The 23,676-nt window shown below is 53.3% G+C and carries 29 protein-coding genes; 7 read left to right on the top strand and 22 right to left on the bottom strand.

Annotated features, from left to right (window positions below):
- Positions 1 to 2 precede the first annotated feature (2 nt).
- Positions 3 to 1,412, bottom strand: coding sequence for a signal recognition particle protein (gene ffh, locus NBE99_RS05945; protein WP_250683555.1), 1,410 nt, complete (start codon positions 1,410 to 1,412; stop codon positions 3 to 5).
- 291 nt (positions 1,413 to 1,703) lie between these two features.
- On the opposite strand from ffh, the gene NBE99_RS05950 reads away from it, so the two are divergent.
- The 5 genes from NBE99_RS05950 to NBE99_RS05970 all read left to right on the top strand — a co-directional run bounded on the left by NBE99_RS05950 (position 1,704) and on the right by NBE99_RS05970 (position 5,547).
- Positions 1,704 to 1,931 carry a hypothetical protein gene (locus NBE99_RS05950; protein WP_250683556.1) on the top strand — a complete coding sequence of 76 codons (228 nt, stop codon included), beginning with the start codon at positions 1,704 to 1,706 and terminating at the stop codon, positions 1,929 to 1,931.
- Positions 1,932 to 1,967: 36 nt separating this feature from the next.
- On the top strand, positions 1,968 to 3,401 hold the full coding sequence (locus NBE99_RS05955) for a circularly permuted type 2 ATP-grasp protein (protein ID WP_250683697.1): 1,434 nt from the start codon (positions 1,968 to 1,970) through the stop codon (positions 3,399 to 3,401).
- A 198-nt stretch (positions 3,402 to 3,599) separates the two neighbouring features.
- Positions 3,600 to 4,070, top strand: a complete 471-nt coding sequence (locus tag NBE99_RS05960) for a CAAD domain-containing protein (RefSeq protein ID WP_250683557.1) — start codon at positions 3,600 to 3,602, stop codon at positions 4,068 to 4,070.
- Between the two features lie 8 nt (positions 4,071 to 4,078).
- Positions 4,079 to 4,771: a type 1 glutamine amidotransferase gene (locus tag NBE99_RS05965; RefSeq protein ID WP_250683558.1), complete on the top strand. Its 693-nt coding sequence runs from the start codon at positions 4,079 to 4,081 to the stop codon at positions 4,769 to 4,771.
- The gene (locus tag NBE99_RS05970) at positions 4,768 to 5,547 is read left to right on the top strand and encodes an RNA methyltransferase (RefSeq protein WP_250683559.1); all 780 of its coding nucleotides are present in this window, start codon (positions 4,768 to 4,770) and stop codon (positions 5,545 to 5,547) included. Before NBE99_RS05965 ends, NBE99_RS05970 begins: the two co-directional genes overlap by 4 nt.
- On the opposite strand, the gene psbZ is transcribed toward NBE99_RS05970, so the two are convergent.
- The 11 genes from psbZ to NBE99_RS06025 form a co-directional block, all read right to left on the bottom strand.
- Positions 5,544 to 5,732, bottom strand: coding sequence for a photosystem II reaction center protein PsbZ (gene psbZ, locus NBE99_RS05975; protein WP_250683560.1), 189 nt, complete (start codon positions 5,730 to 5,732; stop codon positions 5,544 to 5,546). The two genes, NBE99_RS05970 and psbZ, sit on opposite strands and share 4 nt — an antisense overlap.
- Positions 5,733 to 5,849: 117 nt before the next feature.
- A complete protein-coding gene (locus NBE99_RS05980) occupies positions 5,850 to 6,704 on the bottom strand; it encodes a M23 family metallopeptidase (protein WP_315897316.1) in 855 nt (284 codons plus the stop codon).
- A gap of 131 nt (positions 6,705 to 6,835) precedes the next feature.
- A complete protein-coding gene (locus tag NBE99_RS05985) occupies positions 6,836 to 7,591 on the bottom strand; it encodes a phycobilisome rod-core linker polypeptide (RefSeq protein WP_250683562.1) in 756 nt (251 codons plus the stop codon).
- 33 nt (positions 7,592 to 7,624) lie between these two features.
- Entirely contained in the window at positions 7,625 to 8,365 is a 741-nt protein-coding gene (locus tag NBE99_RS05990; RefSeq protein ID WP_250683563.1) for a phycobilisome rod-core linker polypeptide, read from the bottom strand.
- Between the two features lie 3 nt (positions 8,366 to 8,368).
- A complete protein-coding gene (locus tag NBE99_RS05995; RefSeq protein WP_250683564.1) occupies positions 8,369 to 9,202 on the bottom strand; it encodes a phycobilisome rod-core linker polypeptide in 834 nt (277 codons plus the stop codon).
- Positions 9,203 to 9,217: 15 nt separating this feature from the next.
- Positions 9,218 to 9,859, bottom strand: a complete 642-nt coding sequence (locus tag NBE99_RS06000) for a HEAT repeat domain-containing protein (RefSeq protein WP_250683565.1) — start codon at positions 9,857 to 9,859, stop codon at positions 9,218 to 9,220.
- A complete protein-coding gene (locus NBE99_RS06005; RefSeq protein WP_250683566.1) occupies positions 9,856 to 10,686 on the bottom strand; it encodes a HEAT repeat domain-containing protein in 831 nt (276 codons plus the stop codon). Before NBE99_RS06005 ends, NBE99_RS06000 begins: the two co-directional genes overlap by 4 nt.
- Before the next feature lie 7 nt (positions 10,687 to 10,693).
- Complete coding sequence (locus tag NBE99_RS06010; protein WP_250683567.1) at positions 10,694 to 10,930, bottom strand: phycobilisome linker polypeptide; 237 nt, start codon at positions 10,928 to 10,930, stop codon at positions 10,694 to 10,696.
- Positions 10,931 to 10,973: 43 nt separating this feature from the next.
- Positions 10,974 to 11,837 (bottom strand): phycobilisome linker polypeptide, encoded by an 864-nt coding sequence (locus NBE99_RS06015; RefSeq protein ID WP_250683568.1) that lies wholly within the window; start codon positions 11,835 to 11,837, stop codon positions 10,974 to 10,976.
- A 113-nt stretch (positions 11,838 to 11,950) separates the two neighbouring features.
- Positions 11,951 to 12,439: a phycocyanin subunit alpha gene (gene cpcA, locus NBE99_RS06020; RefSeq protein WP_011057793.1), complete on the bottom strand. Its 489-nt coding sequence runs from the start codon at positions 12,437 to 12,439 to the stop codon at positions 11,951 to 11,953.
- A gap of 68 nt (positions 12,440 to 12,507) precedes the next feature.
- Complete coding sequence (locus tag NBE99_RS06025) at positions 12,508 to 13,026, bottom strand: phycocyanin subunit beta (RefSeq protein WP_011057792.1); 519 nt, start codon at positions 13,024 to 13,026, stop codon at positions 12,508 to 12,510.
- 442 nt (positions 13,027 to 13,468) lie between these two features.
- Between NBE99_RS06025 and NBE99_RS06030 the strand changes: the two genes are divergently transcribed.
- Positions 13,469 to 14,176 (top strand): uracil-DNA glycosylase family protein, encoded by a 708-nt coding sequence (locus tag NBE99_RS06030; RefSeq protein WP_250683569.1) that lies wholly within the window; start codon positions 13,469 to 13,471, stop codon positions 14,174 to 14,176.
- 1 nt (position 14,177) lies between these two features.
- On the opposite strand, the gene NBE99_RS06035 is transcribed toward NBE99_RS06030, so the two are convergent.
- The 6 genes from NBE99_RS06035 to NBE99_RS06060 form a co-directional block, all read right to left on the bottom strand.
- On the bottom strand, positions 14,178 to 14,537 hold the full coding sequence (locus NBE99_RS06035; protein WP_149818207.1) for a PadR family transcriptional regulator: 360 nt from the start codon (positions 14,535 to 14,537) through the stop codon (positions 14,178 to 14,180).
- Positions 14,538 to 14,939: 402 nt separating this feature from the next.
- Positions 14,940 to 15,500, bottom strand: a complete 561-nt coding sequence (locus tag NBE99_RS06040) for a 2'-5' RNA ligase family protein (RefSeq protein WP_250683570.1) — start codon at positions 15,498 to 15,500, stop codon at positions 14,940 to 14,942.
- On the bottom strand, positions 15,500 to 16,156 hold the full coding sequence (locus NBE99_RS06045) for a class I SAM-dependent methyltransferase (RefSeq protein ID WP_250683571.1): 657 nt from the start codon (positions 16,154 to 16,156) through the stop codon (positions 15,500 to 15,502). Before NBE99_RS06045 ends, NBE99_RS06040 begins: the two co-directional genes overlap by 1 nt.
- Positions 16,157 to 16,159: 3 nt before the next feature.
- Positions 16,160 to 16,750 carry a DUF3177 family protein gene (locus NBE99_RS06050; RefSeq protein ID WP_250683572.1) on the bottom strand — a complete coding sequence of 197 codons (591 nt, stop codon included), beginning with the start codon at positions 16,748 to 16,750 and terminating at the stop codon, positions 16,160 to 16,162.
- A gap of 63 nt (positions 16,751 to 16,813) precedes the next feature.
- A complete protein-coding gene (locus tag NBE99_RS06055; RefSeq protein WP_315897296.1) occupies positions 16,814 to 18,163 on the bottom strand; it encodes a YvcK family protein in 1,350 nt (449 codons plus the stop codon).
- On the bottom strand, positions 18,147 to 18,557 hold the full coding sequence (locus tag NBE99_RS06060; protein ID WP_250683573.1) for a Nif11 family protein: 411 nt from the start codon (positions 18,555 to 18,557) through the stop codon (positions 18,147 to 18,149). Before NBE99_RS06060 ends, NBE99_RS06055 begins: the two co-directional genes overlap by 17 nt.
- Before the next feature lie 224 nt (positions 18,558 to 18,781).
- On the opposite strand from NBE99_RS06060, the gene NBE99_RS06065 reads away from it, so the two are divergent.
- On the top strand, positions 18,782 to 19,390 hold the full coding sequence (locus NBE99_RS06065) for a hypothetical protein (protein ID WP_250683574.1): 609 nt from the start codon (positions 18,782 to 18,784) through the stop codon (positions 19,388 to 19,390).
- Here the strand turns inward: NBE99_RS06065 and NBE99_RS06070 are convergent.
- From NBE99_RS06070 to NBE99_RS06085, 4 genes are all read right to left on the bottom strand, one after another.
- Positions 19,382 to 20,326, bottom strand: coding sequence for a site-specific DNA-methyltransferase (locus NBE99_RS06070; protein WP_250683575.1), 945 nt, complete (start codon positions 20,324 to 20,326; stop codon positions 19,382 to 19,384). The genes NBE99_RS06065 and NBE99_RS06070 overlap by 9 nt on opposite strands.
- Before the next feature lie 66 nt (positions 20,327 to 20,392).
- A complete protein-coding gene (locus tag NBE99_RS06075; RefSeq protein ID WP_250683576.1) occupies positions 20,393 to 21,334 on the bottom strand; it encodes a folate-binding protein YgfZ in 942 nt (313 codons plus the stop codon).
- Positions 21,331 to 22,521: a bifunctional 2-polyprenyl-6-hydroxyphenol methylase/3-demethylubiquinol 3-O-methyltransferase UbiG gene (locus NBE99_RS06080; protein WP_250683577.1), complete on the bottom strand. Its 1,191-nt coding sequence runs from the start codon at positions 22,519 to 22,521 to the stop codon at positions 21,331 to 21,333. The genes NBE99_RS06075 and NBE99_RS06080 overlap by 4 nt, the downstream gene beginning before the upstream one ends.
- A complete protein-coding gene (locus NBE99_RS06085) occupies positions 22,505 to 23,572 on the bottom strand; it encodes a thiamine phosphate synthase (protein ID WP_250683578.1) in 1,068 nt (355 codons plus the stop codon). The genes NBE99_RS06080 and NBE99_RS06085 overlap by 17 nt, the downstream gene beginning before the upstream one ends.
- Positions 23,573 to 23,676: the final 104 nt, after the last annotated feature.

Here is a 23,676-nt window from a genome sequence, read left to right on the forward strand (position 1 = left end):
GCCTAAAGCACGCCAAAGCCTTTGCGTTTCTTTTGTTTCTTGGGCTTTTTGGGAGCTTGAGCACGTCCCCCTCGACCCATTGGGTTCATGCTTGGCCTACCCATGCTCGGAAAGCCCCCTTGACCCATCTGCTGCATCAGCGATCGCATGCGCTGGAAATCACTCACGAGCTTTGTGACATCGGCCACCTGATAGCCCGAGCCTTTGGCGACCCGTTCACGCCGACTGGGGGAGCTAGCCAAAAGTTCAGGATTGTGGCGCTCTTCGCGGGTCATGGAGTTAATCATGGCCTCCGCCCGTTTGAGTTGCACTTCCCCCTGCTGGAGTTGCTCTGTTGAAATTTTATTCATGCCGGGGATGAGCTTCATAATTCCCGCAAGGGAACCCATATTTTTTAGTAGGCGCAGCTGCTTGAGGAAGTCATCAAAGTCAAACTGGGCTTCGAGGATTTTGCGGGACATTTTTTCGGCATCGGCTAGGTCCACTTCCTCTTGGGCTTTTTCCACTAGGGTAAGGACATCCCCCATCCCCAAGATGCGAGAGGCCAAGCGATCGGGATAAAAGGGCTGGAGAGCCTCAACTTTTTCACCCACACCAATAAACTTAATCGGCTGTCCTGAGACCTGACGCACCGAGAGAGCTGCACCGCCGCGTGTATCGCCATCCAGTTTGGTGAGAATGGCTCCCGTAATCCCCACCTGCTCATGGAAGGCACGGGTAAGATTGGCCGCCTCTTGCCCTGTCATTGCATCCACTACTAAGAGGGTTTCGTGGGGTTGTACCGCGTCCTTAATGGCCGCCAGTTCCGCCATCATGTCGGCATCAATTTGGAGGCGCCCCGCTGTGTCAATAATCACGGTATCGACACCGAGTTCCTTGGCCTTGGCCACCCCTTGGCGGGCAATTTCCACAGGGCTTACCTCGGTGCCCATTTCAAACACCGGCACGTCAATTTGTTTGCCAAGGGTTATTAACTGCTCAATGGCAGCGGGACGATAGACATCGGTGGCCACTAAGAGGCTGCTGCGGTGTTCTTTGCGCAGGTGCAAGGCAAGCTTTGCTGTGGCGGTGGTTTTCCCCGTTCCCTGTAAACCTGCCATGAGAATAATCGTGGGGGGTGGCTGCACGTGGGCAAGGGGGCTATGGGATTCCCCCATGACCTCCACAAGGGCATCGTAAACAATTTTGATAAATTGCTGGTCAGGACGAACCCCAGCAATCACCTCGGCACCGATCGCCCGCTGACGCACATTTTCAATAAAATCTTTGGCAACCTGTAGGTTGACGTCGGCCTCCAATAGGGCACGGCGCACTTCCCTGAGAGCCTCTTGGATATTGTTTTCCGTAATTTTGTCTTGACCCCGTAGGGTTTTCCACGCAGATTCAAGGCGTTCGGCAAGGGCGTCAAACATGGATACTACAGCTTAAGGGATGACAATGATTCTATGAACCTTAGAGTATCTATCCTAGCAAACTGTCTCCCTTCTACCGTCTTTGCTACCTCACTGCCGCGGTCTGAGGGAAAAGGGGGGAATGGGAAGATTGTTGTCGAGGAGTTCTAATTTGTAGCAAACTTAGCAGTGGTAGTCAACCGTATCCGCTAGGCTTTCACGATAAGATAGAAGCATTAGGGTTAGAGCCTTTTTTCTAAATTTTCTATAGGAAACTGAGGATTCAAGGCTCTGATCGGCGGGAGGTGTCCTATGCTTGTGATCCTCACCCAAAATCAGATTTTACCGTCACAATCTGTGTGTCAATCCTGCTTGTTTGCCGATCGCCAAGGTCAACCCCGCTGGCAAGAGGGTCAACTCCGTTGTGGAGCGCCGCTGTGGAGTAGTGCGGAAGCGGGATGCCAACACTTTCGCTGTCAAATGGGATTTCATTTAGTGGCGGTGTCCGATTTGCCCACTCCTTTGGAGCAAGATACCTAAGGGAGCGCAACTGATCGCCACAAGGAAATATCAATGCTGGAATTTGATAACTACGATCCAGGAGACTTTTACGACGAGTGGTTTTTGGCCAAGGGGCAGCCGCGACCCTTCATTCAACCGCTTTTACAGCGGGTGCGATCGCTTCCCCCCGGAGAGCTACAACAACGCCAAAAAACGGCTCAACAGGTGATGTTTAACATTGGTGCCACCTTTACGGTTTATGGCGCTGCGGAGGGCACCGAACGCATTATGCCCTTTGACATTTTACCGCGTGTTATTCCAGCCCAAGAGTGGCAAGGCCTTGAACGGGGTCTCAAACAACGGACGGCAGCGCTGAATACATTTATTGCCGATGTCTATGGCGATCAAAAAATCCTTAAAAATGGTGTCATTCCGCGAGAGTTGATTGAGTCGGCCAAGGGCTATCTGCGTCCCTGCCACGAGCTGAAACCACCGGGCGGTATCTGGTGCCACATCACGGGAACTGACCTCGTGCGCGATCGCGACGGCACATTCTATGTGCTAGAGGATAACCTGCGCTGTCCCTCAGGGGTCTCCTACGTGCTGGAAAACCGGCGTGTGATGAAAAGCACGTTTCCCCTAGTCTTCAAAGAACTGCAAATTCAACCCGTGGACGAGTACCCCAGCCATCTCCTCGAAACCCTGTTGAACCTTGCGCCCCTCGGCCTGCCAGATGCCACTGTGGTCGTGCTGACGCCGGGAATGTACAATTCGGCCTATTTTGAGCATTCCTTCTTGGCTCAACAAATGGGGGTGACGCTCGTGGAAGGGCGGGATCTCGTGGTTGCCGATGGTTACTTACAAATGCGCACCACCAAAGGCCTCAAGCGGGTGGATGTGGTCTATCGCCGCATTGATGATGACTTTATTGACCCCGCCGTATTTCGTCCTGATTCGCTGCTGGGGGTCAGAGGCTTGATGGAAGTGTATCGCCAAGGGCGGGTGGCGATCGCCAATGCCCTCGGCACGGGTGTGGCCGATGACAAGGTGATTTATGCCTATGTGCCGCAAATGATTCGCTACTATCTTGGCGAGGAACCCCTCCTTCCCAATGTGCCCACCTACCTCTGCTGGGAGCCGAAACAATTGGATCATGTGCTCAAGAACCTCGATTCCCTCGTGGTGAAATCCGCCAACGAGTCCGGCGGCTATGGCATGCTCATTGGCTGTCAAGCCACTGCTGAGCAGCGAGCAGAATTTGCAGAACGCATCAAAGCCAATCCCCGCAACTACATTGCCCAGCCCACCCTGTCCCTATCGCGGGTGCCCACCCTTCTCGGTGATGAAATTGTTGGCTGCCATGTGGACTTACGCCCCTATATTCTCTATGGCAAAGACATCTACGTGCACCCCGGTGGACTGACGCGAGTAGCGATGAAACGGGGTTCCTTGGTGGTCAATTCATCCCAAGGGGGCGGCAGTAAGGATACTTGGGTATTGAACGAATAGGGCTGCTTTTGCCTATCGTTAGCCTATGGCATTGCTCATAAACAGGGGAGTATCAACCCGTGCTCTAGTACACCATCAGGATGAAAAAGGCAGCACTGACGGTAGCGGTAAGGCACCACCTATGTTAAACAATTATTAGCCAACACTGATCGGTGAACCTAGCCTAAATTTGCTGAGGTACTGAAGGAACTTAAGCGCATGAATGAATTTGAGACATCCCCAACCACAGAAACCACCCATACAGAAAAGCCTATCTTTGAGCCGACCCCTGCGCCAGCGCCCCTTGCAGAATTAGAATCCCAGCCGGCATCCCCCAAGGTGGGTGGCCTCACAGATGAACAGTGGCAACAGGCTCGCGAAAAACTTTATTGGCTCCTCACGGTCTTCCCCGATCAGGTTAGTACGTTTCTTGGTGAGTATCAGCAGCCCCTCCGCACCCTTCTGATCATTCTGGCAACAGTTCCCTTTGTGGCACTTGCGGTGGCTATTTTAGAGGTCGTGAATGCCATTCCTCTCCTAGGCCCCACCTGCGAACTGGTCGGCTTTGGCTACACTTGTTGGTTTCTCTATCGCTATGTCCTCTTTGAATCCGGTCGCCGTGAATTTGGCCAGAAGGTGAACGAGTATAAATCCCGTATCCTTGGCAATGAAGGCGGCAGTTCTTCCTAAGGGAATTCATGCGGCTGCACTACCTCCAGCACGTGCCCTTTGAGACCCCCGCCCACATTGCGCAGTGGGCGATCGCCCGTGGTTTTGATTGGCAAGGCAGTCATCTTTATGCGGGCGAGTCGCTACCCGCATTGACGGAGGTGGATGCGCTGATCGTTATGGGCGGCCCCATGGGGGTACACGATGAGGCTGTTTATCCGTGGTTAGGGGCTGAAAAGGCCTTTTTGCGCCAAGCGATCGCCCGTGGCTTACCAGTTCTAGGCATTTGTCTGGGTGCTCAACTATTGGCGCAAGTCCTCGGGGCGGAGGTCACCACAGCACCCATGAAGGAAATTGGTTGGTTTCCCATTGAATTGACCGCTGCTGCCCAAGCCCATCCTTGGTTTCAAGATTGGCCACCTCAACTGACGGTACTCCATTGGCACGGCGAGATGTTTAGCTTACCCCCGCAGGCGCTCCATTTGGCCAAAAGTGCTGCCTGTCCACAGCAGGGTTTTCTGTGGCGCGATCGCGTTATGGGCCTTCAGTTTCACCTAGAAGTGACGCCGGCGAGCCTTGGGGAGTTGATTCAGCATTGCCAGCACGAACTGGTACTTGGCCCTTATATTCAATCGGCACCAGAGATTCAAGCTCAAGCGGCACAAACAGCACTCTTGACCCCCTATCTGGAACGTTTACTTGAGCGCTGGATTCAGTCGTGATCATTACCAGTCGACAGAATCCCTTGGTGCGCTCAATTCGCAAGCTGCACCACCGCAAATATCGCCAAGGGCACTTGCTATTAGAGGGAACTCATCTTCTCCAAGAGGCTGTGGCTGGGGGCTATCACCTCTCTGTGGTTTGCTATACCAGCGCTTGGCAAGCCAAGCAATCGCCAACCTTTTGGCAGCAGGTTGTTCACAGGAGCGATCGCACCGTTGAAGTCACTGAAGAGGTACTGACTGCCCTCTGTACAACAACCACTCCCGATGGTGTCGTTGCTGTTGCTGACTATACACCCCTTCCTACCTTGCCACTCCAGCGTTTAGGTCTGTGCTTAGTTACGCTTCAGGATCCGGGCAATTTGGGAACGATTATTCGCACCGCTGCTGCTGTGGGTGTTGAGGGGCTATTGCTGACCCCCGATTGCGTGGACATGACCCATCCCAAGGTATTGCGTGCCAGTGCGGGTCAGTGGTTTCGCCTACCGATGCAAACCATTACTAATGGCCTAGAAACCCTCAAAGCCTACCAAGCTCAAGGATGGCAAATTGTGGTGACACTACCGACTGCCCCCTGCGTTTATTGGCAGGCGGACTTTCGCCGACCCACCCTGTTGGTGATGGGCAATGAAGGCCAAGGACTCCCCCCGGCCTACCACGACAGCAGCTTTACTGCCCTCCGGATTCCTCAGGAGCCAAATGTCGAATCCCTGAATGTGGCGATCGCCACGGCAGTGCTCTTGTACGAAGTTTATCGCCAACGCTCGCTGGACTAAACCACAAAGAAGTTGAGAACGCCCACCACCAACACTAGGGCAATCCATACCCCGGAGCCAAGGAAAATTAACTGCTTTGAGCGATCCCAATCTTGGGGAGAGGCGTAGGCCACTGGCACACCCACCACCATCACAAAGGACAGAATGACAAGGGCAGCAAGAGCCAGTTGAAAGAGAATCGTCATTGTTGCTAACTCCCAAATTTTATCAGCGGCAATGGTAGCGAAGCAGCTACCTCTGAACTAGCATTATCGCCCATTTCTTGACCCTAAACTAGGCTCAGCAGCGAGTTCATATCGCAACTATTGCCAGCCCTGAGCCAGCCACGATCGCGGATCAACGCACTCGCCATTAACGTAGAGTCCCCAATGTAAATGCGGCCCTGTGGCAGCACCCGTATTGCCAACAGTACCAATGACTTGCCCCGCTTCAACCATTTGTCCCTCTTGAACGCGAATTTGATCGAGGTGAAGGTAAATCGTCAGCACCCCCTGCCCATGATCAATACCAATTGTGTTGCCATGGATCAGAAACCCTTGGGATTCTCGCCCCACTAAGGCCACTCGCCCCCGCTGCGCCGCTACTACGGGTGATCCCTTGGGGCCTGCATAGTCCAAACCGCGATGGAAGTAGTCCTTGGCAAAAACCCCGTTGTAATACCGCCGCACGCCGTAGGGTGTGGTCACAGGACCACTATTGGGGCGGCGAAAGGCACCTTGCCAGAGTCTTTCGGGGGTGACCAGTGCCTTAAAGGCATCCACGCGATCAAATTCTAAATCCGTTCCTGAGGAGTCTTTGCCCGGTGGGAGCCAAATACTTTGCACAGGAAAGGAGCGATCGCCCACCCACAGCAACATGTTGCGGGTTTCATTTCCTGCCCGAACCACCAATGAACGGCGGCCGGGTGTCTGTAGTGGTGTTGTTGCCACAAACGCACGCCATTGCTGGGGGCCAATGGAGAAAACCGGCAGGGCTTTGCCCGCAACCTCGACTGTGGGCTGTTCTGAAGCGTTGACCACAATGGCCAGCGTATCTCCCAAAACAGCGCGATCGGGACTGACGGTGACCATCAGCGGAATCGTCACTTGACTACTGGCGGGCAGAACGGTGGCAGTGATAATGGCGGGTACTAGCCACGGGAGAAGGCGATCGCGCATTGCTGCAAGAAATACTAAGCCTTTAGGTTGGACACGCAAAAATTCAATAGGGTTCCCAGCAGGAACGAACGAGAAAAAGCCGCCAGTAAGTTGACCGACGGCTAGATCATTAAAGCATCCTTGAGCGTGATTTAACGACGGCGGGGCACTTTGGCCAAGTAGTCAATATCAGCGGCACGCAGCTGCTGGGCATAGCGGGCTTTGGGCGCGATCGCTGCTGCCAAATCGCGGTATTTGCGGGGGTCGCCCTCCGGTAGCCGCCGCTCTTGGAACTTGCGATCGTAGAATTTGTCCAAAGTAAACCGCCAGTCAGTCTTGGTAGTACCGACTTTGTCGCGGTATTCAAAGCCATAGCGCGGGGTCACGAGGTTAAAGGGACGTCCCTCCATGCGTTTGCGCTGGTAGGGCACCGTAAAGTCACCAAAGGCATTGGTATATTCCTCGCTGTCGAGGAGGGCATCGACAAAGCCATAGCAGCCAAGGGTGCCGATTTTAATTGACCAAGCAATTTTTTCCTCTTCGTTGTAAGCACTGCGCCCCAAGAACCGCCGCAGGCAAACATCCACCAAGCGGTAGTTGTCGTTTACAGCCACCACCGTATTGTAGAAGCGCTCTGATTTGGCCAGACCACGAATGAAGTCCCGCACCGTAATCACTCGGTTCACTAATTGGGATTCCAAGGTGATTTGACGGTTAAAGGCCAAGGTGGCATGCTCACTAAACACCTGCCGATAGCAGGCCCAGATTACCTCGCGGATTTCGGAATAGGAGGCTGCATCCTCAAGGCGATAGATATAGGGGGTGTCTTCGTTTTGATCGGCAATGCCAAAACTAGCGACGCGGTGGTTTTGAGTCGTCGGCTTGTAGGCGAGTAGAGGTAAGTCCATGGATCTCTCCCAAGTCAAAGAGTGAAACAACAGCTAGCGCAGCGGAAAAGCCGCCGTCGGGTTGATCGACGCCGGTACATTCGGGCGATCGCGCCGCGTGGTATCGGGGATTTGCACATTGGCCGTGGAGACCGGCTTAAATTGCACAGGCGTCACCTTGACCGATCGTGCCATCTCCAAGAAATTGCGAATGTCGCCCCACTTGTAGCGACTGTTCTCTAACTTATCGCGCCAGTAGTCACCATAGCGAGGGGTAACCAGATTAAAGGGGCGATCTTTATAGCGACGACGCTGGTAGGGCACCGTATTATCACCAAAGTTTTGCGTATATTCGTCACTGTCCACAAGGGTATCCACAAATTTTTGCCAACCATCGGTGGCAATGCGAATGGACCACGCCAGTTCTTCATCCTTGTTGTAGGGGGCACGCCCAAGGAGCCGCTTCAGAGCAATTTCCACCAAGCGATAGTTGGAGTTCGTCTCCACCACCAAGCGACGGAATGTCTCGGATTTGGCCAAGCCACGAATAAAATCCCGTACCGAAATGGCACGATTGGCCAGTTGGGACTCTAGATGGGGCTGGCGGGTACTCTTGAGGACAACGTGCTCGCTAAACACTTGGCGATAGGCGACCCAAATCAGTTCATCAATATCCGACTGATCCACTGCATCCTCAAGGGAATAGCGCCAAGGGGTGTCTTCATTGGGCACTTCATAGCCCGGTACCCGCTGATTTTGGGAACTAGGGGCATAGCTCAGCAAGGGAATTGTCATGGCTTACACCTTTGGTTGAGAGGGCAAATAACGGTAGGGCAAGGCAACGGGCACCGGTTTGACTGGTGTTGGCGGTAGATCGCGCTCTTGGGCGGTGTCGGGAACCGTAACCAAACTGGAGGTAGCCCGTGCTACATGGCGTTGAGTATCGAGGGTGGGCACCACAATTGAACGCGCCATAGAGAGGAAGTTGGCTGGGATCGCACCGCGGACAATTTGTTTGTCCAGTGGCCCTGCGGTGTAGTAGCGCACTTGATAGTAAGAACGACCACTGAGGGACATTTCCTTGTTGCGCCAGTAGTCGCTGTAGCGGGGATTAACGAGGTTAAAAGGACGCGCCATGCGCCGCCGCCGTTGGTAGGGGACAATATCGGCACCAAAGTTTTGCTGGTACTCGTCGCTGTCCACTAAGGCATCAATAAATCCTTCTAGGCCACGGGTAGCTAGAATAATTGACCAAGCAATTTGCTCCTGCTGACCATAGGTGGGGCGACCAAGGAATCGCTTGAAGGAGACATCCACGAGGCGGTAATTGGAGTTAACGGCTGCCACTTGCTCGCGATAGACCTCGGACTTACCCAAGCCACGGATAAAATCCTGTACGGAAATGGCACGATTGCGCAGTTGGGATTCTAGGAAGGGCTGACGGTAGGAGGCCAAAATCAGGTGCTCACTGAAAATTTGGCGATAGGCTGCCCAAATCAGGGCATCCACGTCTGCAGCATCGGTGGCATCGGTGAGGCGGTAGATGACGGGATCATCCTCGGCGGGGACTTCATAACTGACCACCCGCTGGTTAAGGGTTCTGGGCTTCACAGCCAGCAAGGGTAACGACATAACTTTCCAATCCTTTTAGGTGTGCATGGACAGAGAGTCCCTCTGGAGGGTAAGTTGACAACGGGAACGCACAACAATGTCGGGGTCGTGATCGCTCAAATGATTGAGGAGTAAACGCACAGCGTCCCTAATGGAGCGGGCAGCCGCCTGCTGATGCAGATGATCAAGGGCAACGCCAACGGCATAGCGAACCGCCCAATCTGCTGCTTCACTATTGCGCTGGAGAACCGCCAGTGCTTCCCTGAGTTGAGCCTCTCTTTCAGTCTCCTGCGGGATTAACTGCCAACGGAGGGTTCCCAACGCTTTTGTGGCAGCCCGGCGGACACTGGGGGCAAAATCGGACTGGGCAGCAGCAAGGAGAACGTGCAGAGCTGCTGGATGACCAATGGTACCCAAGATGCGCACTTCATAGGCGCGGGCACCATAGTTGTACTCATCCAACTGTGCCAAAAGTGGCTCCACCACTGCATCCCCAAGGGCGATGAGACCGACTACGGCAGCCTGAGCAGCCGCAGGATTGTTGTACCCCAACACCGCAATCAGCGTCGGAATAGCAGCAGTATCTTTTTGCTGAGCTAGCTGAGTTACTGCCTCCTGCAATGCCGCAGCGGAGGTGGCCGTCTCAACAGCTTGGATATAGGGAAGGAGATCACTCACAGCAGTTGATCCAATCCTTGAAAGAGGGAGAGGGTCTGGTCTAGGGGAACTGCCTGACGCAGTTGCTTGCTTAGGATGCCGTGGAGGGCAATGAGCTTGAAGCTAGCCTCAACACCCGCCTGTAAAATCGCCTCTGCTGCTGGTAAATACCCCATTGCTCCTAAATCGAGCAGTGCGGTGCGCCGCAGCTGCACATCCTCACTGTTGAGGGCGGCTAGCAGGCGATCGCCATACACCGCCGCACCCGTGAGCTGAAAGAGTGCCCGCGCAGCGGCAAACTGTACCCGCGGCATTTCATGGGTCAAGAATGGCTCAATCAGGGCAATCGCCTCTGTGGCACCCAGTTGACCAAGGCTTTCAATGACGGCCTCCACTGGTTGCACAAGATGGGGACGACCGGGGACTAGCCGCGCCATCGCCACACCCCCTTCCAAGAGCGCTTGTAGGGGAGCGATCGCCTGAGGATCTCCCAATTGACCGAGGGCAATGGCAGCTGCCTCCCGCACATAAAAATCCTCGCAGCGCAAGCACTCGATGAGGGCAGGCACCGCTTGGCGATCGCCCAATTTCCCCAACGCCCGCGCCGCATTCCGCCGCAGGGGATAGCCCCCCAGTTCCGTGCGATCGGTCTCATCCGCCAAAGCAGCAATCAAAGCGACGACAATGGCCTGCCGCTCTGCCACCGTTGCTGTTTCTAGACCAAACTTGCCCAGCCACCACGCCGCATAGTAGCGGAGACTAGTATCCGTCCCCTGAAGCTGCGCCAGCATTTGGGGAACCGTAAGCTGTACCGGTTCAGAGACCGCCGTCATTCCCTCTCCTGACATCAGCCACTTAGGAGGCGACCACTGGGGTAATGGAAATGATTTTGCCCCCCATGCGGGTAATGCGCTGCATCTCTTCATTCATGCGGTTGTAGGGCACCATAATAAAGGTGCTACCGCTGCGCCGAATCGGAAACCCCATTTTGTCGGTTTCTTCGTTTTGACGCAGACCCACAACCTCGTAGCGGAAAACGCGAGCGCCGGAGGGGCTAAGGGCAGCACTTCCAGACGCAGTTTGACCAAACATGACACCTGACTCCCAATCTCAAAAGGACGCTAAACAAAGATTCCTAGGCAGGATTGACACTGACAATGCGAGCACCCGTGCGCTGAAGCTGCTGCATTTTGCTCGACAGTTGCTCATAGGGCACCAAAAAGGCGGTACTGCTGCGGCGTACTCCCGGATAGCCCGGTTGGCGAATGCCCGCCACTTCAATGCGATAGACACGGCCACTTTCACCAAAGGAACCGCCCAAGCAAGCCCGTGGGGGAACATCGGCACTGGGGGTGTAGTAGGCAAAGGCCGTATCGCTACTCGAAGGCGGCACCACCGTATTGGGACTGTTGGTGGCCAGATCCCGCGCTAAACGGGACATGCTGCCTTCTGCTTGGGCGCGATCGCTATTGGCATAACCGCGATAAAGGCGAAACATGCGGTTAAAGCCGACGGTTTTTTGACCCGGCTGCGTATTAAAGCCGCGATAGTAGGGCACCACCCAATCCCCAAAGCTGTCGGTGTATTCGGGGGAATCAATGTAGGAGTCAATGTCGGCATCAAAGCCCTCATTTTCGTAGAGATCCAAGTGGAAGATCACTTCCGACTCATCGTAGGGTGCTCGCCCTAGCAAATGCTTATAGTTCAGTTCAATGACACGGGTTTGAAAATTGCCGTAGAGAAACTTCTCTTTGTATAGTTCCGACTTGGCCACTGCGCGCACGAACTCCCGCACGGTAATTTTGCCGTTGCGCAACAGTGACTCCGCACTCACCAAACGCTCCGATGCCATGACGTAGTCATTGCCCAAGACTTGACGGTAAACGGCACGGATGACAGTCTCTAGATCTTCCTCGCTCCAGTTGGCACGCAGCTCCACCCGCGGAGCATCACTGAAGGCGGAGGTACCCAAGCGCGAAGCAGCAGCAGTAATAGCCACGGTACAAACTCCTAAATATCGAGGGTACAAACAAGCCCGGTGTTGTAAACAAAGGGTCAGCCCAACGCCGACAACATCTGCTTACCTCACCGGGCAACGAAGGGAAACGCCTATTAGCTGAGGGCGTTAATGGCGTAGTCGATGTAGGCGTTGGCTTCCACCGCAGCTTGGCCCGTCAAGCCATGGTTGGCTTTGATATATTTCAGAGCTTCGATGTACCAGCTTGGCGACAGGTCAAACGTGCTGTTGATTTCAGACAAGCCGGCAATGAGGTACTCATCCATTGGACCGGTGCCACCCGCAACGAGGCAGTAGGTCACCATCCGCAGGTAGTAGCCGATGTCACGGGCGCACTTGGCTTTCCCTTCGGGGGTTGAGGCATACTGAGAGCCTTGCATGGTGGTGGTGTAGGGGAATTTTTGATACACTGCTTGGGCTGCGCCGTCAATCAGGCTCTGAGCATTGTTGGTCAGGGCGCGAGCAGCTTCCATGCTGGCCACAGCGCGCTTGAAGCGACCGTCAACCGCTTGCAGTTCGGTGTTGCTGAGGAAACGACCTTGGGTATCGGCGGCGGCAATGGCTTCAGTAATCGGCGTTTTCATGGATAAAATATCTCCCTAAAAAATGTGTGTGTTCAGAACGGTCAAAGTTAGAGAACGTCAAAGGTACCTTAGGCAACAGCGGCAGCAGCACGATCAAAGTAGCCAGCGATTTCGGACATCAGGGCGCTGCAATCGCCAGGGGTGATGCCATTGGGATCATTGGCGATCGCGATCGCGGCATCTTTCATTTTTTGGATGGCCACAGCCACGGAGGAGCCGGGGGTACCAAGGGCTTGGTAGGTTTCCCGCAGACCGTTCAAGCAGCGATCATCGAGCACGCTGGAGTCACCAGCCAAAATGGCGTAGGTCACATAGCGCAAGATGATTTCCATGTCGCGCAGGCAAGCAGCCATACGACGGTTGGTGTAAGCATTCCCACCGGGTTGGATCAGTTGGGGTTGCTCTGCAAAGAGGGCACGAGCAGCGTTAGCAACGATCGTGGAGGCATTGCTGGTGATGCGGTTGACGGCATCCAGACGCTTGTTGCCTTCTTTCACCAAGTTGGACAGGGCATCGAACTGGGCGTTGGTGAGGAATTCACCCCGGGCATCGGCCTGAGCGACAACTTTGGCAAATGCATCTAGCATGGATCAATTCTCCTTAAAGGTTGTTAAAGAAGTGAGACCTTCTTGACATTCCTGCCCACAGAGATAACGCAGGATTCTTAGGGGGCTGATCAGCAACTCCCTAAAGGCTGTGCCAAGCAACCTTAGAGCGACCAAGCTGATCCTTGGTGTGTTTTTTAAGAAACGTGCAACGCTCTTGGGCGTGCCGGAAAGGTCTAACACTCACTGATGGCTTGTTCCGCAAAGGGGCTAGGGAAACAACAGCCGTGTTGTTAAACCCTTCAGGTATTTCTTATACAATGCGGTGGGAAACCTGTTTCGCCGTAGTTATTAATTTGTAAAATACTTTTGTGAGATAAATTAAGGTTCTAGCGATCGCCATAAAATAGGTGCCATTTGTCCTAAGTTTTTCCTAAGTTTCGTGAAGTTTCTTTAACATTGTTCTCAGGAAGTTACGATCTGCATGAGTGAGCCGCTGCAATTCAGCTTATTTGACGCCCCCACCGAGGCCGAACCTGCACCAGCGACGCCCCTTGATGCTGCCACCTATGATCAAATTCCGCTGCGGGCTGAGGTGCCCATTCCTGCCGGCACTTACCGTGACTTGGAAGCCTTAGCGCAGCATTGTCAGCAGTGTCAACGCTGTGGCTTAGCGGCCACGCGTACCCATGTGGTGGTCAGCCGTGGTAATCCCGCTGCCAAGCTGATGATTATTGGTGAAGGACCGGGTCAAGCAGAGGATGAAAGTGGCCGTCCCTTTGTTGGTAAGGCGGGGCAACTCCTCGATAAAATTCTTGCTTCGGTCAATCTCGACAGTGAGCGGGATGCCTATATTTGCAACATTGTGAAGTGTCGCCCCCCTGGCAACCGTGTGCCAACACCAGTGGAAGCAGCGGCCTGTTTGCCCTACCTTTTAGAGCAGATTCGCTTGGTCAATCCCCGCATTATTCTGCTGGCGGGGGCAACGGCTGTATCCGGATTGCTGAAAGATAATCGCGGGATTACTAAAATTCGTGGCCAGTGGATTGAATGGCAGGGACGCTGGTGTATGCCGATTTTTCATCCTGCCTATCTGTTGCGGAATAGCTCGCGGGCGCCCGGCAGTCCCAAGTGGTTAACGTGGCAGGACATGCAAGCCGTGCGCGATCGCCTGCGCCAACTGGATTCTTAGATTATTCCTGACGGTGGGGATGTTCCTGCAAATAGCGTAGCCAAAGCTCCGAAAGTTCCCGCGCCTGTTGCTCCTTTTCGCCAACAATGTGGTACATCCGCCGCGGCCGACCGCGACCTTCCACCTTCTTCCAATAACCATCAATAATCCCCTCATCCTCGAGGAATTTGAGGGCGCTGTAAAGAACCGTATCGGAAAGACGGTAAAGGGGATATTCATTTTCAATGGCTTGAATCAGCGCCGTGCCATAGGAGTCCCCCTTTTCCACAAGGGTATAGAGCACATAGCACACCGCAACTTCCTTGCTCAGGTAAACGGGCGGTGGCTGGCGGAAAAAGGTGTAGATATCTTCCAGTTTCATAACCTTATCCTCAGCAATGGGCTACTGCTGATACATTGACTCCCCAAAATTCCTCAAATCGTGGAAGGGTCTGGATTCAACTCTGTTGCTCCAAAAGATAGGAAACACAAATACTCCCCCCTTAATGTCAGCACTTTCCTCTGGCCTCATATAGCGCATGAAAGTCACTAAGTATTTATCGCTACCAAGACTACAATATTGTCTTGCAGCCCTTTTCTGAAATATGGGATAGATAAAGAAGAAACAATCCTCTCCCGTATCGGCTTTCACGATTTTAAGCGTGTGCCATCCTTGTGAAAAGGGCTTTACTTCTGATTTTAGGAAGTTTGAGAGAAAAGTGTTCCTTGCATCATAATTCCGCAGTCAGCAAAAATCAAGTCATTGACTTGTTGCAAATTGATTTCAAGGGTCATCAGGGGCAAGATTTCTTAACAAAAATTCACGATAGATCTGCCAGCGTCGGCCATTGTGCACCAACAGTGTTAGGTGGGATATCCAACAGCGAGCCGCAAAGGATTGTTCTTGAAAGTCTCCCCAAGCGTGGCGAAAGTTTTCCTTGGTTAAATCGCGAAAGGCGATCGTCATGTGGGGAGTAAAGGGATGGCGTTGCGTAGGGGGGAGGTTCAGGGGCTTCGCTACGTCTTTGACAAGCTGTGCTTGTAGTGTCTTTAGGGCTGGAGTGGGTGCTACGTGAATATAAATGACTCGCGGCACAAAGGCGGCAAAACCATCGAGGATCAACTCCACTGGAGCAGCTTGGTGGCAAAAGGTGTCTAGGGCTTGCTCCAGATCTGCGACCGCTGCATCTGGCCACCAAAAGGGAGGATAGAGGGTGACGTGGGGGGGAGAGCGCAACGCCGCTTGGCTCTGATAGCAATCGCAACAATACTGCTTAAGGCGGGTGACTTCAGCCTGAATGTCAGCATTGGGCAACAAAGCCATAAAATAATGCCGCCGGTTCATTAGCGCTGCGCCACAATAGTCCAATGGCGATCGGAGGTGAGGGTAGCTTGCCAATGCTGCGGCGGCTGCGGCAATGTTCTTAAGAGATCGCTCATTTCCATCAAGGTCAGTGCCGCATGGAGGGAGTCAGCAAAAAGTTGCCGCTGTTCCGGTGTGTCTTGGCCAGCATATTGGTCAACCAAAGCTTGCAGTTCTGCCCGCGTTTGCGGACGACAGAGATCACGGATAAACAAGATTCCTTGGGGACGGAGCACCCGCAGCATTTCCCCTAGGGCAGGCTGAGGATCGGCTAAGTGATGGACAAGGCTGTTGCTGATGACCACATCAAAGCTCGCTGTGGCAAAGGGCAAAGCTTTGGCATCCCCGTGCACAAAGTTTAGGTGCGGACTGTGGCGGCGGGCGATCGCCAGCATGGCAGGACTCAGATCAATCCCCGTCAGCTGCCAGTGGGGATAGCGTTGATGCAGGATTTGGAGAATACGCCCTGTCCCGCTGCCCACATCTAGAACCTCTAACGCTGCCTCGACCCTAGGTAAAACTGCTGCCAAGTCCTCACAAAAGCTGGTGTTGACTGCCGTAAAATCCATGGCATCGTAGGCGGCAGCTGTTTCCGCTGTCTCCATCACCTCCGGTTCAAGAATGCGTTGCAGCGGCATAGGTTATAACCCCGTGGCCGATCGCCCCTGCTTGGGGAGGCGCACAAAGACAAAGTAGCTCAGGTAGACCATATAGATGACGAGGGCAACGGCAGCAAAAAAGCCGAGGGTACCTGCGCGGGCTTGGGCATGGAAAATGTCTTTGAACATCAGGGGCGGCTCTAGCCAGACTTGGCAACTGGGGGTTTGAACGGCGCCAGCGACAAAGGCACAGCGCAGATAAAAGGCCTGCCCAAGGGCAGCCAGACCACAGTAGAGGGTTACTGCCCACCGCCAGCTACTAAAGACTTGACCAATCAGGTCCTGGCGATCGCTAATTTCTTCATTGAGATCCACCCAAAACCAGAGGCTAATGGGAATCAGCACCAAGGCCATAAATCCGGTGACGTAGGCCACTGGCCACTGCGGCATCATCAGGTACACCGTAATCGCCAATAGACTGGCCACCCGCCAATAGATAATCAGCAGTTGGGTAATCGCTGGCACGTTTTTAACTGTTGACCACAGCAACAGGATCAAGGGGATAACCACAGTAAAGAGCACCGCAAGGCGGTAGTCCATCCACACGAGCGATCGCAGAAGTTCCAAGGACATGGCAGGCCACAGACCCAAGTGCAACGGTTCTATTATTAGGGATCGCCTTCCTAGGGCACAAGGCTAGAGCGATCGCACCCGCTCATACCAACGCATCAAAATTGCCGCTAGCTTTTGTGAATCATGGCGCACGGTTGGTGTGGATTCGTCCATCACATCCGCGAGGATCAGCCGACAGTTTTGGCGGGCAAGTTCTTCGCGATCAATGGCCACAGCGGTACTGCCCTGCTGGGCATAGCGTTCAAGGTGAGCGGCACTGGGGGGATATTTTTGCACCAGCACTGCGTCAAACAGGCGATCGCCCGTCACCTCATCAAGGGCACGCACATGATCACTCACAGCATAGCCATCGGTTTCCCCCGGTTGCGTCATAATGTTGCAGACATAAACACAGGGGCACTGCCGCTCTGCTAGGGCTTGGGCAATCTCAGGCACCAAGAGATTCGGAATAATACTTGTATAGAGACTGCCGGGGCCAAGAATAATGTAATCGGCCTCATGGAGGGCTTGAATGGCGCGGGGCAGGGCTTTGGGGGCTGGGGGCGAGCAGCCGATTTCGACAATTTTGCCGCGGGCGGCTGTAATGTTGGACTCCCCATGAATGAGGCGACCATCGGCAAGGCGTGCCCAAAGGGTCATATCTGTTAGGGTGGCTGGCAACACTTGACCGCGAATGGCCAAGACCGCTGAACTGGTGGCGATCGCCCGCTCCAGATCCCCCGTGATATTTGTCATCGCCGTCAGAAACAAATTGCCAAAACTGTGCCCCGCCAAGCCATCGCCCGCTTCAAAGCGGTATTGAAAGAGTTCGGTGACGATTTTCTCCTCATCCGCTAGAGCCGCCAAGCAGTTGCGAATATCCCCCGGTGGCAGCACCCCAATTTCTCGCCGCAGTCGTCCGGATGAGCCGCCATCATCGGCCATCGTCACAATGGCAGTGATATTGGAACTATAGAGCTTGAGTCCGCGCAAGAGCGTTGACAGCCCTGTACCGCCCCCAATGGCCACAATTTTCGGGCCTCGCCCCAAGCGCCGATGGGTGAGGAGTCGCTCTACGAGTGCCTTATCGTCCTCTGGCAGTAGGACTTCCGTAATGGAACCAAGGGTACGGGCATAGCCCCAAGCAATCAGTGCCAACCCCCCAAGCAGCAGTAAAGGGCCACTGATGTAACTGGGTACAAAACGGGCAATACTTTGAACAAACTGCTCTAGGAATTGCAGGAAGTAAAAAATGGGGGTGAGGTTGATGCTAATGGCAAAGCCCAGACTAGCAAGCAAAACGCCAACCGCACTAATCAGGAGCCATCGCTTCACCAGTAGCCCAGGGAGCAGCCACTGAGACCACAGACGGATTTTACGACGTGCTGGACGCAGTCTTGCTGAGAGTTGTTGAGCCTTATTCGCTCTCCTCATCCGCACCAATACCCAAATAGGTTTTACCAAGGTAGCGGGCGAGGCGCTGGAGCGGATTGGTCACTTGGGTTTTGTGTTCAGCGTGGTCACTGTTCACAGGAACGCCTAAAATGCCTGAAAATTCGTCATCACTGATTTCCCCAGCCTGATGTTGGGCAAAGGAATCCACCACCTGCACCAGTTCATCGATGGAAAACTCAAAACCATGCTGACTGGCAAAATCCACCACTTTCGGCGCCATTTCTCCCCGCAGCGCAGCCAGTTCCTCGGCATCGAGTTCGGCAGCCACACTAATGTTGCCATCACCTACCCCCAGAAGGTTTTCCAATTCATCCCGCAGTTTGGCATCCTCAGCGGTCTTTTGCATGAACGCTAATACCTGTGCCGTGGCCATAGGCTTCCTTCCTTCGGTCAGTAAACGTCTGCACGAACCGATTGGATTATAACATTCTCTAATGAGAGTATTTTCAGGCAACAGTTCTTAAGAATGGCACCTCAACCGTTTGAGTAGTGGGTGTACAGCATTCCTTGCTGCATCAAGGCACTAGGAGTCTTGCTGATTGTTGGCCATGAAAGAGTACCATAAGTTGACAAATTGCGTGAGAGTCTATGGCTTGCATGCCTGTACCTGTAAAGAATGATTGTTTTAATAAAGACTATCATCTTCCCTATGATTTAGCGGCGGATCATGTGCATCAAGCTATGGAAGACTTTGTAAATTTCCTAGGACTTATCAATCAGCAACTTCAGTCAAAAGGAATTCCGAGACTTGAATGCTTGTTGATGCCTGCTACTTTCAGCAGTATTGTTGGCGAGTTTATCAGTACTAGAATTCCCGAACACTGCTTCTCCTTGGCAAAGAATCAATACACCAACGGACATCCTGATCTCATTCCACAAGGCAAGTTTCCTGAAGACCCAGTACAGTATGCACCAGAGGGAATTGAAGTAAAAGGCTCAAGACATGCCAGTGGTTGGCAAGGACACAACCCAGAGTCTATATGGCTCATGGTATTTTATTTTGATAGTCATACTCCTAACGACAGGAAAAAAGGGGTAGAACTTAAACCCTTCTGTTTTAGGGGGGTGTATGCAGCCAAACTGGATAAAGATGACTGGGCTTTTTCTGGTCGTTCACCGACAAGTCGCCGAACAATTACCGCTAGTGTTAAGAGTAGCGGTTTGAAAAAAATGAAGAAAAATTGGATATACAGTGATTTAAGCTAGCTTGAAAGATAATTGTGTTGTTGGGACATTGACTGAAGATAGCGCAGGAATGGCTTGTAAGCTCATTGCATAATACTCTTGATATTTCTCAATACCGATGGCACAATATCCAAGCGCTTCAGCCGCAGCAATAGTAGAGCCAGAACCCATAAAAGGATCAAGCACAATCCCTTCACCAAGAGGCAAAGAAGCATACACAACTTGGCGAAGAAAGGACTGTGGTTTTAAACTAGGATGATTCCCGATATCACGTTCCTTTTGAGGAGTCCGTTCACTTTCAATAACATCCTCGAAAGGATTACCATTCGGTTTGCGGCGCAAGCCACCCGTTTGGAAAGACCTGAGACATTCACTGACTGTCATTCCTTCAGGAATGGGTTTTCGGAAGATACCCCATGGTTCATAACAACCACGTGGCATTGAGCAAACACCGGGAAATTCATCCTCGGCATTCTTTGGTCTGTCACCACCGCGAAGGGTTCTAACTAACCGCACAACCTGACCCCGAAATTCCAAGCCAGCATCAGCGATTGCAGAAAATACGATTTGAGATAAGAGAACATTTGATGCCACAAAAACATGGGCGCCTGGGCGCAGAACTCGTAAGGCTAGCTTGCTCCACTCGTAAAAGTACTCGTGAATCCGTTCTCTTTCTTTTACGGTCAGAGCTGTAAATCTTGGCAAAGGCGATCTAAGATGGCCGTCAAAAGATGGTGGGATCCGCCAAACGCCTCCATTACCATTTAATCGTTTTTCCAGTTGTTCAGGCTCGTATTCCTTCACACCATAGGGGGGATCTGTGACAATGGCGTGAATACTGTCGCTTGAGACCTTGCTCATCCATCCAAAACAATCAGCATGTATCACTATAGACTTAGTAAAGGAGTGAAACTCATAGTTAAGCGCATAGGACTGTTCAATTTGTTGAGTTGACATAGTTGCCACCTAATCAGGTTATTCTCTGGACGGCTGAGCTACCTAAATTCATCGGCTAACACTCCGCTAGCCTACCGTACTTAAAAATGGCACCTCAACCACTTGAGCAATGATGCCCTCTGGGGTGTGCAACGTTAACCCAGTACCGCCAACTTTTGTGCGCACATAGCCGAGGCCAAAGGCCCCCCTATTTAGGGGAGTACAACTGGTGAGCAGACCCACTTTTTCACCGTCTAGGAATAAGGGGGTGGGGGGTGTCACTGCGGCACTTAATTCCAGCCCCCAGAGATGTTGTTTGACCCCTTGGTAGGTGTTGAGGCGAGCGATCGTCTCTTGGCCAATATAACAACCTTTATTAAAAGAAATGGTATGCCCTAGCCGTGCTTCGAGGGGGTTGTAGTCTTCGGTGAGTTCCGCATCGGCAGCGGGTCGGCCTTGGCGGATGCGTAGGTGTTCCCAGTCGGCATCACTCAGTTGGGGATAGGGATGAAGTAAATCGCTGAGGGGGCGATCGCTCCAAAGGGTTAAACCTAGAATCGCTAGGCCACTGGTGGCAGCAATGGTTAAGGGAGTATTTTCGTAAGTAACAGTCACATGAGCGTAGGGCTGAGCAAACGGTTCAAGATCAAATTGGGCACTCATCTGATCTGCAACGGCACCGAAAACTCGGTAGCAGTAACTGTCAGGGGTGCGATCGCTCACCTGCACATCATCGCCAAAGAAGATGTACTTATCGAGCCATTTCAAGAGAAACTCGCGGCGCTGAGGCGAGATCAGTAGCTCCACCCAGTCAGAATGGACAAACAGGGTAGCTAAATCAAGGGTGCGGGCGGTTGAGGTTAGAAAAACGGTATCGGCGCCTTGACCCGGCTGGAGAAGGAGGCAATTATTCGAGCTTTGATTGTGCAAAAACTTCAGGCGATCGCCCCCCGTGAGCCGCAGCCGCCCCCAATGACTACAATCATAGACTGCACCACTGGTAGAGACTGTTTCCAGTAGATCCGTCATTCTTTTACTCCCAAAAGAAGTAAGTCCCGCTCAAGGAGCGATCGCACCCCCACAAGATTGAAGTCCGGTTGCTCAGCTAATAACTCAGCCACGGTTTTTTGACCCGTCGCAGCCGTCAGGAATTGCTGCTCAGCCTGATTGAGCTGAATCACGTCATAGTGGCAGTTAAAGACACAGGCACCGGGCCAACCGTCTAAGCAGGGGTGTCGCCACGGAATCGCTGCCAAGAGAGCCGCATCCTCTGACCAATCGTGACGCAGCAAGGGTGGCTTGGCCAAGAAGAACTCAAAGTGGGTCATCGCCTCAGGGTCGAGGCATTCAATGAGTTGATATTGCTGGATGGGATCTAATTGCTGTGCCCGCTGCAAAAGTGCTGGCTGGGTGCCCAATAGCCGCTCCAACTGCCAAACTTGGGGATTGGAAAAGCCAACGAATTCTAGACCAGAGGCAGCAATGAGGTCAAAGAGGCTGGCGATTGTGTAGTCAATTTCTTGGGGATGCACATACATATCGGCAAAGCATTCATCCCGCTGATTTTCAAGGCTCCAGCGTTCTTGCTCCCGCTTTTTCAGACGATTATTCGCCGGTAATGCGGCAAAGAGTTCCCGGCCAATAGCCACCCCTTCCCGATAATTGTGGCGATCGCTCCCTAGAAGGAGGGCAATGGCCTGCTGCATCAGCTTAATTTCCCAGCGACCGCGTTCGCCATAGACGAAAATGTGAAAAATGCCGCCGGGGGCAAGAACATTGGCAAGGGCTTGGATCCCCCGCTGCGGATCCGGCAGATGGTGCAGCACGCCGACACAATTAATCATCTGGAACGTTTGCCCTAGTTGAGCCACGTCCTCCAGACTCAGGTGGTGAAATTGCACATTAGTAGCGCCCGATCGGCGGCAACGTTCCCGCGCAATCTCTAAAGCTCCCTCACTGAGATCCAAAGCTGTAATCTGCGCCTGCGGATTTAAATGGGCTAAGTATTCGGTACCCACACCCGTACCACAGCCCGCATCGAGAATGGCAATGTCCAGTTGCGAGGGATAACGCCCTGTGCAAAAGCTATAGGCCGCCGGCCACGACCAGCGCCAGTTGTAGCCCGGTGGGGGTTCATCAAGGAGCGGTTCCGGGGGAAAAGGGTAGGTGTTGTACAGTTGCCGCACAGCAGCGGTAATCTCAGCCGCCGAGGTCATGGTGACTCCCTTGAGATAAGCGCCGTAATAATTCTCGGGTGGTTGCCTCTGGGTCAGCTGCCTCCATAATGGCGCGAACAACGGCCACTTGGGTTGCCCCTGCCTGAACCACTGCATCAATGTTGGTCAGATCAATCCCACCAATGGCAAACTGTGGCATGGGAGCGTGCTTGCGCGCGTACTGGAGATAGTCAAAACCCACCGCCGCCTTACCGGGTTTGGTCGGGGTGGCAAAAATCGGCCCCACACCCACGTAATCAGCACCTTCAGCAATGGCGCGCTCCAGTTCTTGGGGATTGGTGGTCGAGCGTCCCACCAGGCGATCGCGCCCTAAAATTTGCCGAGCCAGTTCCATGGGAATATCCGTCTGCCCAAGGTGCACCCCATCGGCATTGGCACCCACAGCAATATCCACGCGATCGTTGACCAAAAATAGAGCACCGTAGCGGTGGCAAAGCGCTTGCAACTGGCGAGCCGTCGTCAGGCGGGTGTGATCATCGCTGGTTTTATCGCGATATTGGACAAGGGGCAGTCCCCCCTTAAGTGCTGCTTCGACAATGTCTAGCAGGCGATCGCTAGGGGAAGTAACGAGATAGAGCTTAGCCGCTTGCAGGCGTCGCAGTCGAGGGTGGCGCGGGTTGAGGATCAGGACTTGCTCCAGAATATACACACGGTAGCGCAGGCTTTTGGCAGTGTCACTCAGCTCAGCATCCGTCAATTTCGCATACTCTTCAATCACCCGTAGCGCTTCTTGGACACGGGCAAAGTTGGCAGTGAGCACCTCACTGAGGGTCTGGCGATCGCGTTCCTGCGGATGACTCAAGCCCGTCCCCGGATCCTGATCTGTCTGCCGTGCCGCCCGCAACTCCGCTGTGTGGTAGCGACCCAAGGTTTGGCGCAAATCTTTACATTCTGCACTGAGGGCAGCATCTTCACAGCCAAAGCGGCACCATTCCTCAATCACCCGCAGGCCTTCACGGGCACGATCAAGGTTGGCATCGAGAATCCGCCGGATGCGTTGCCCCTCCGATCCGGGAGCTAAATTCTGCATAGCGCGTCCGCTCCCCACAGAAAAGAATCAACACAGTTCTGATCGCTGTTCATCGGTATTGTGGGCAGAGCCATGAAGTCGTTGATAAAACGTTTGAGCATTCA

It is taken from the genome of Thermosynechococcus sp. HN-54 (assembly GCF_023650955.1).
GTDB lineage: Bacteria > Cyanobacteriota > Cyanobacteriia > Thermosynechococcales > Thermosynechococcaceae > Thermosynechococcus.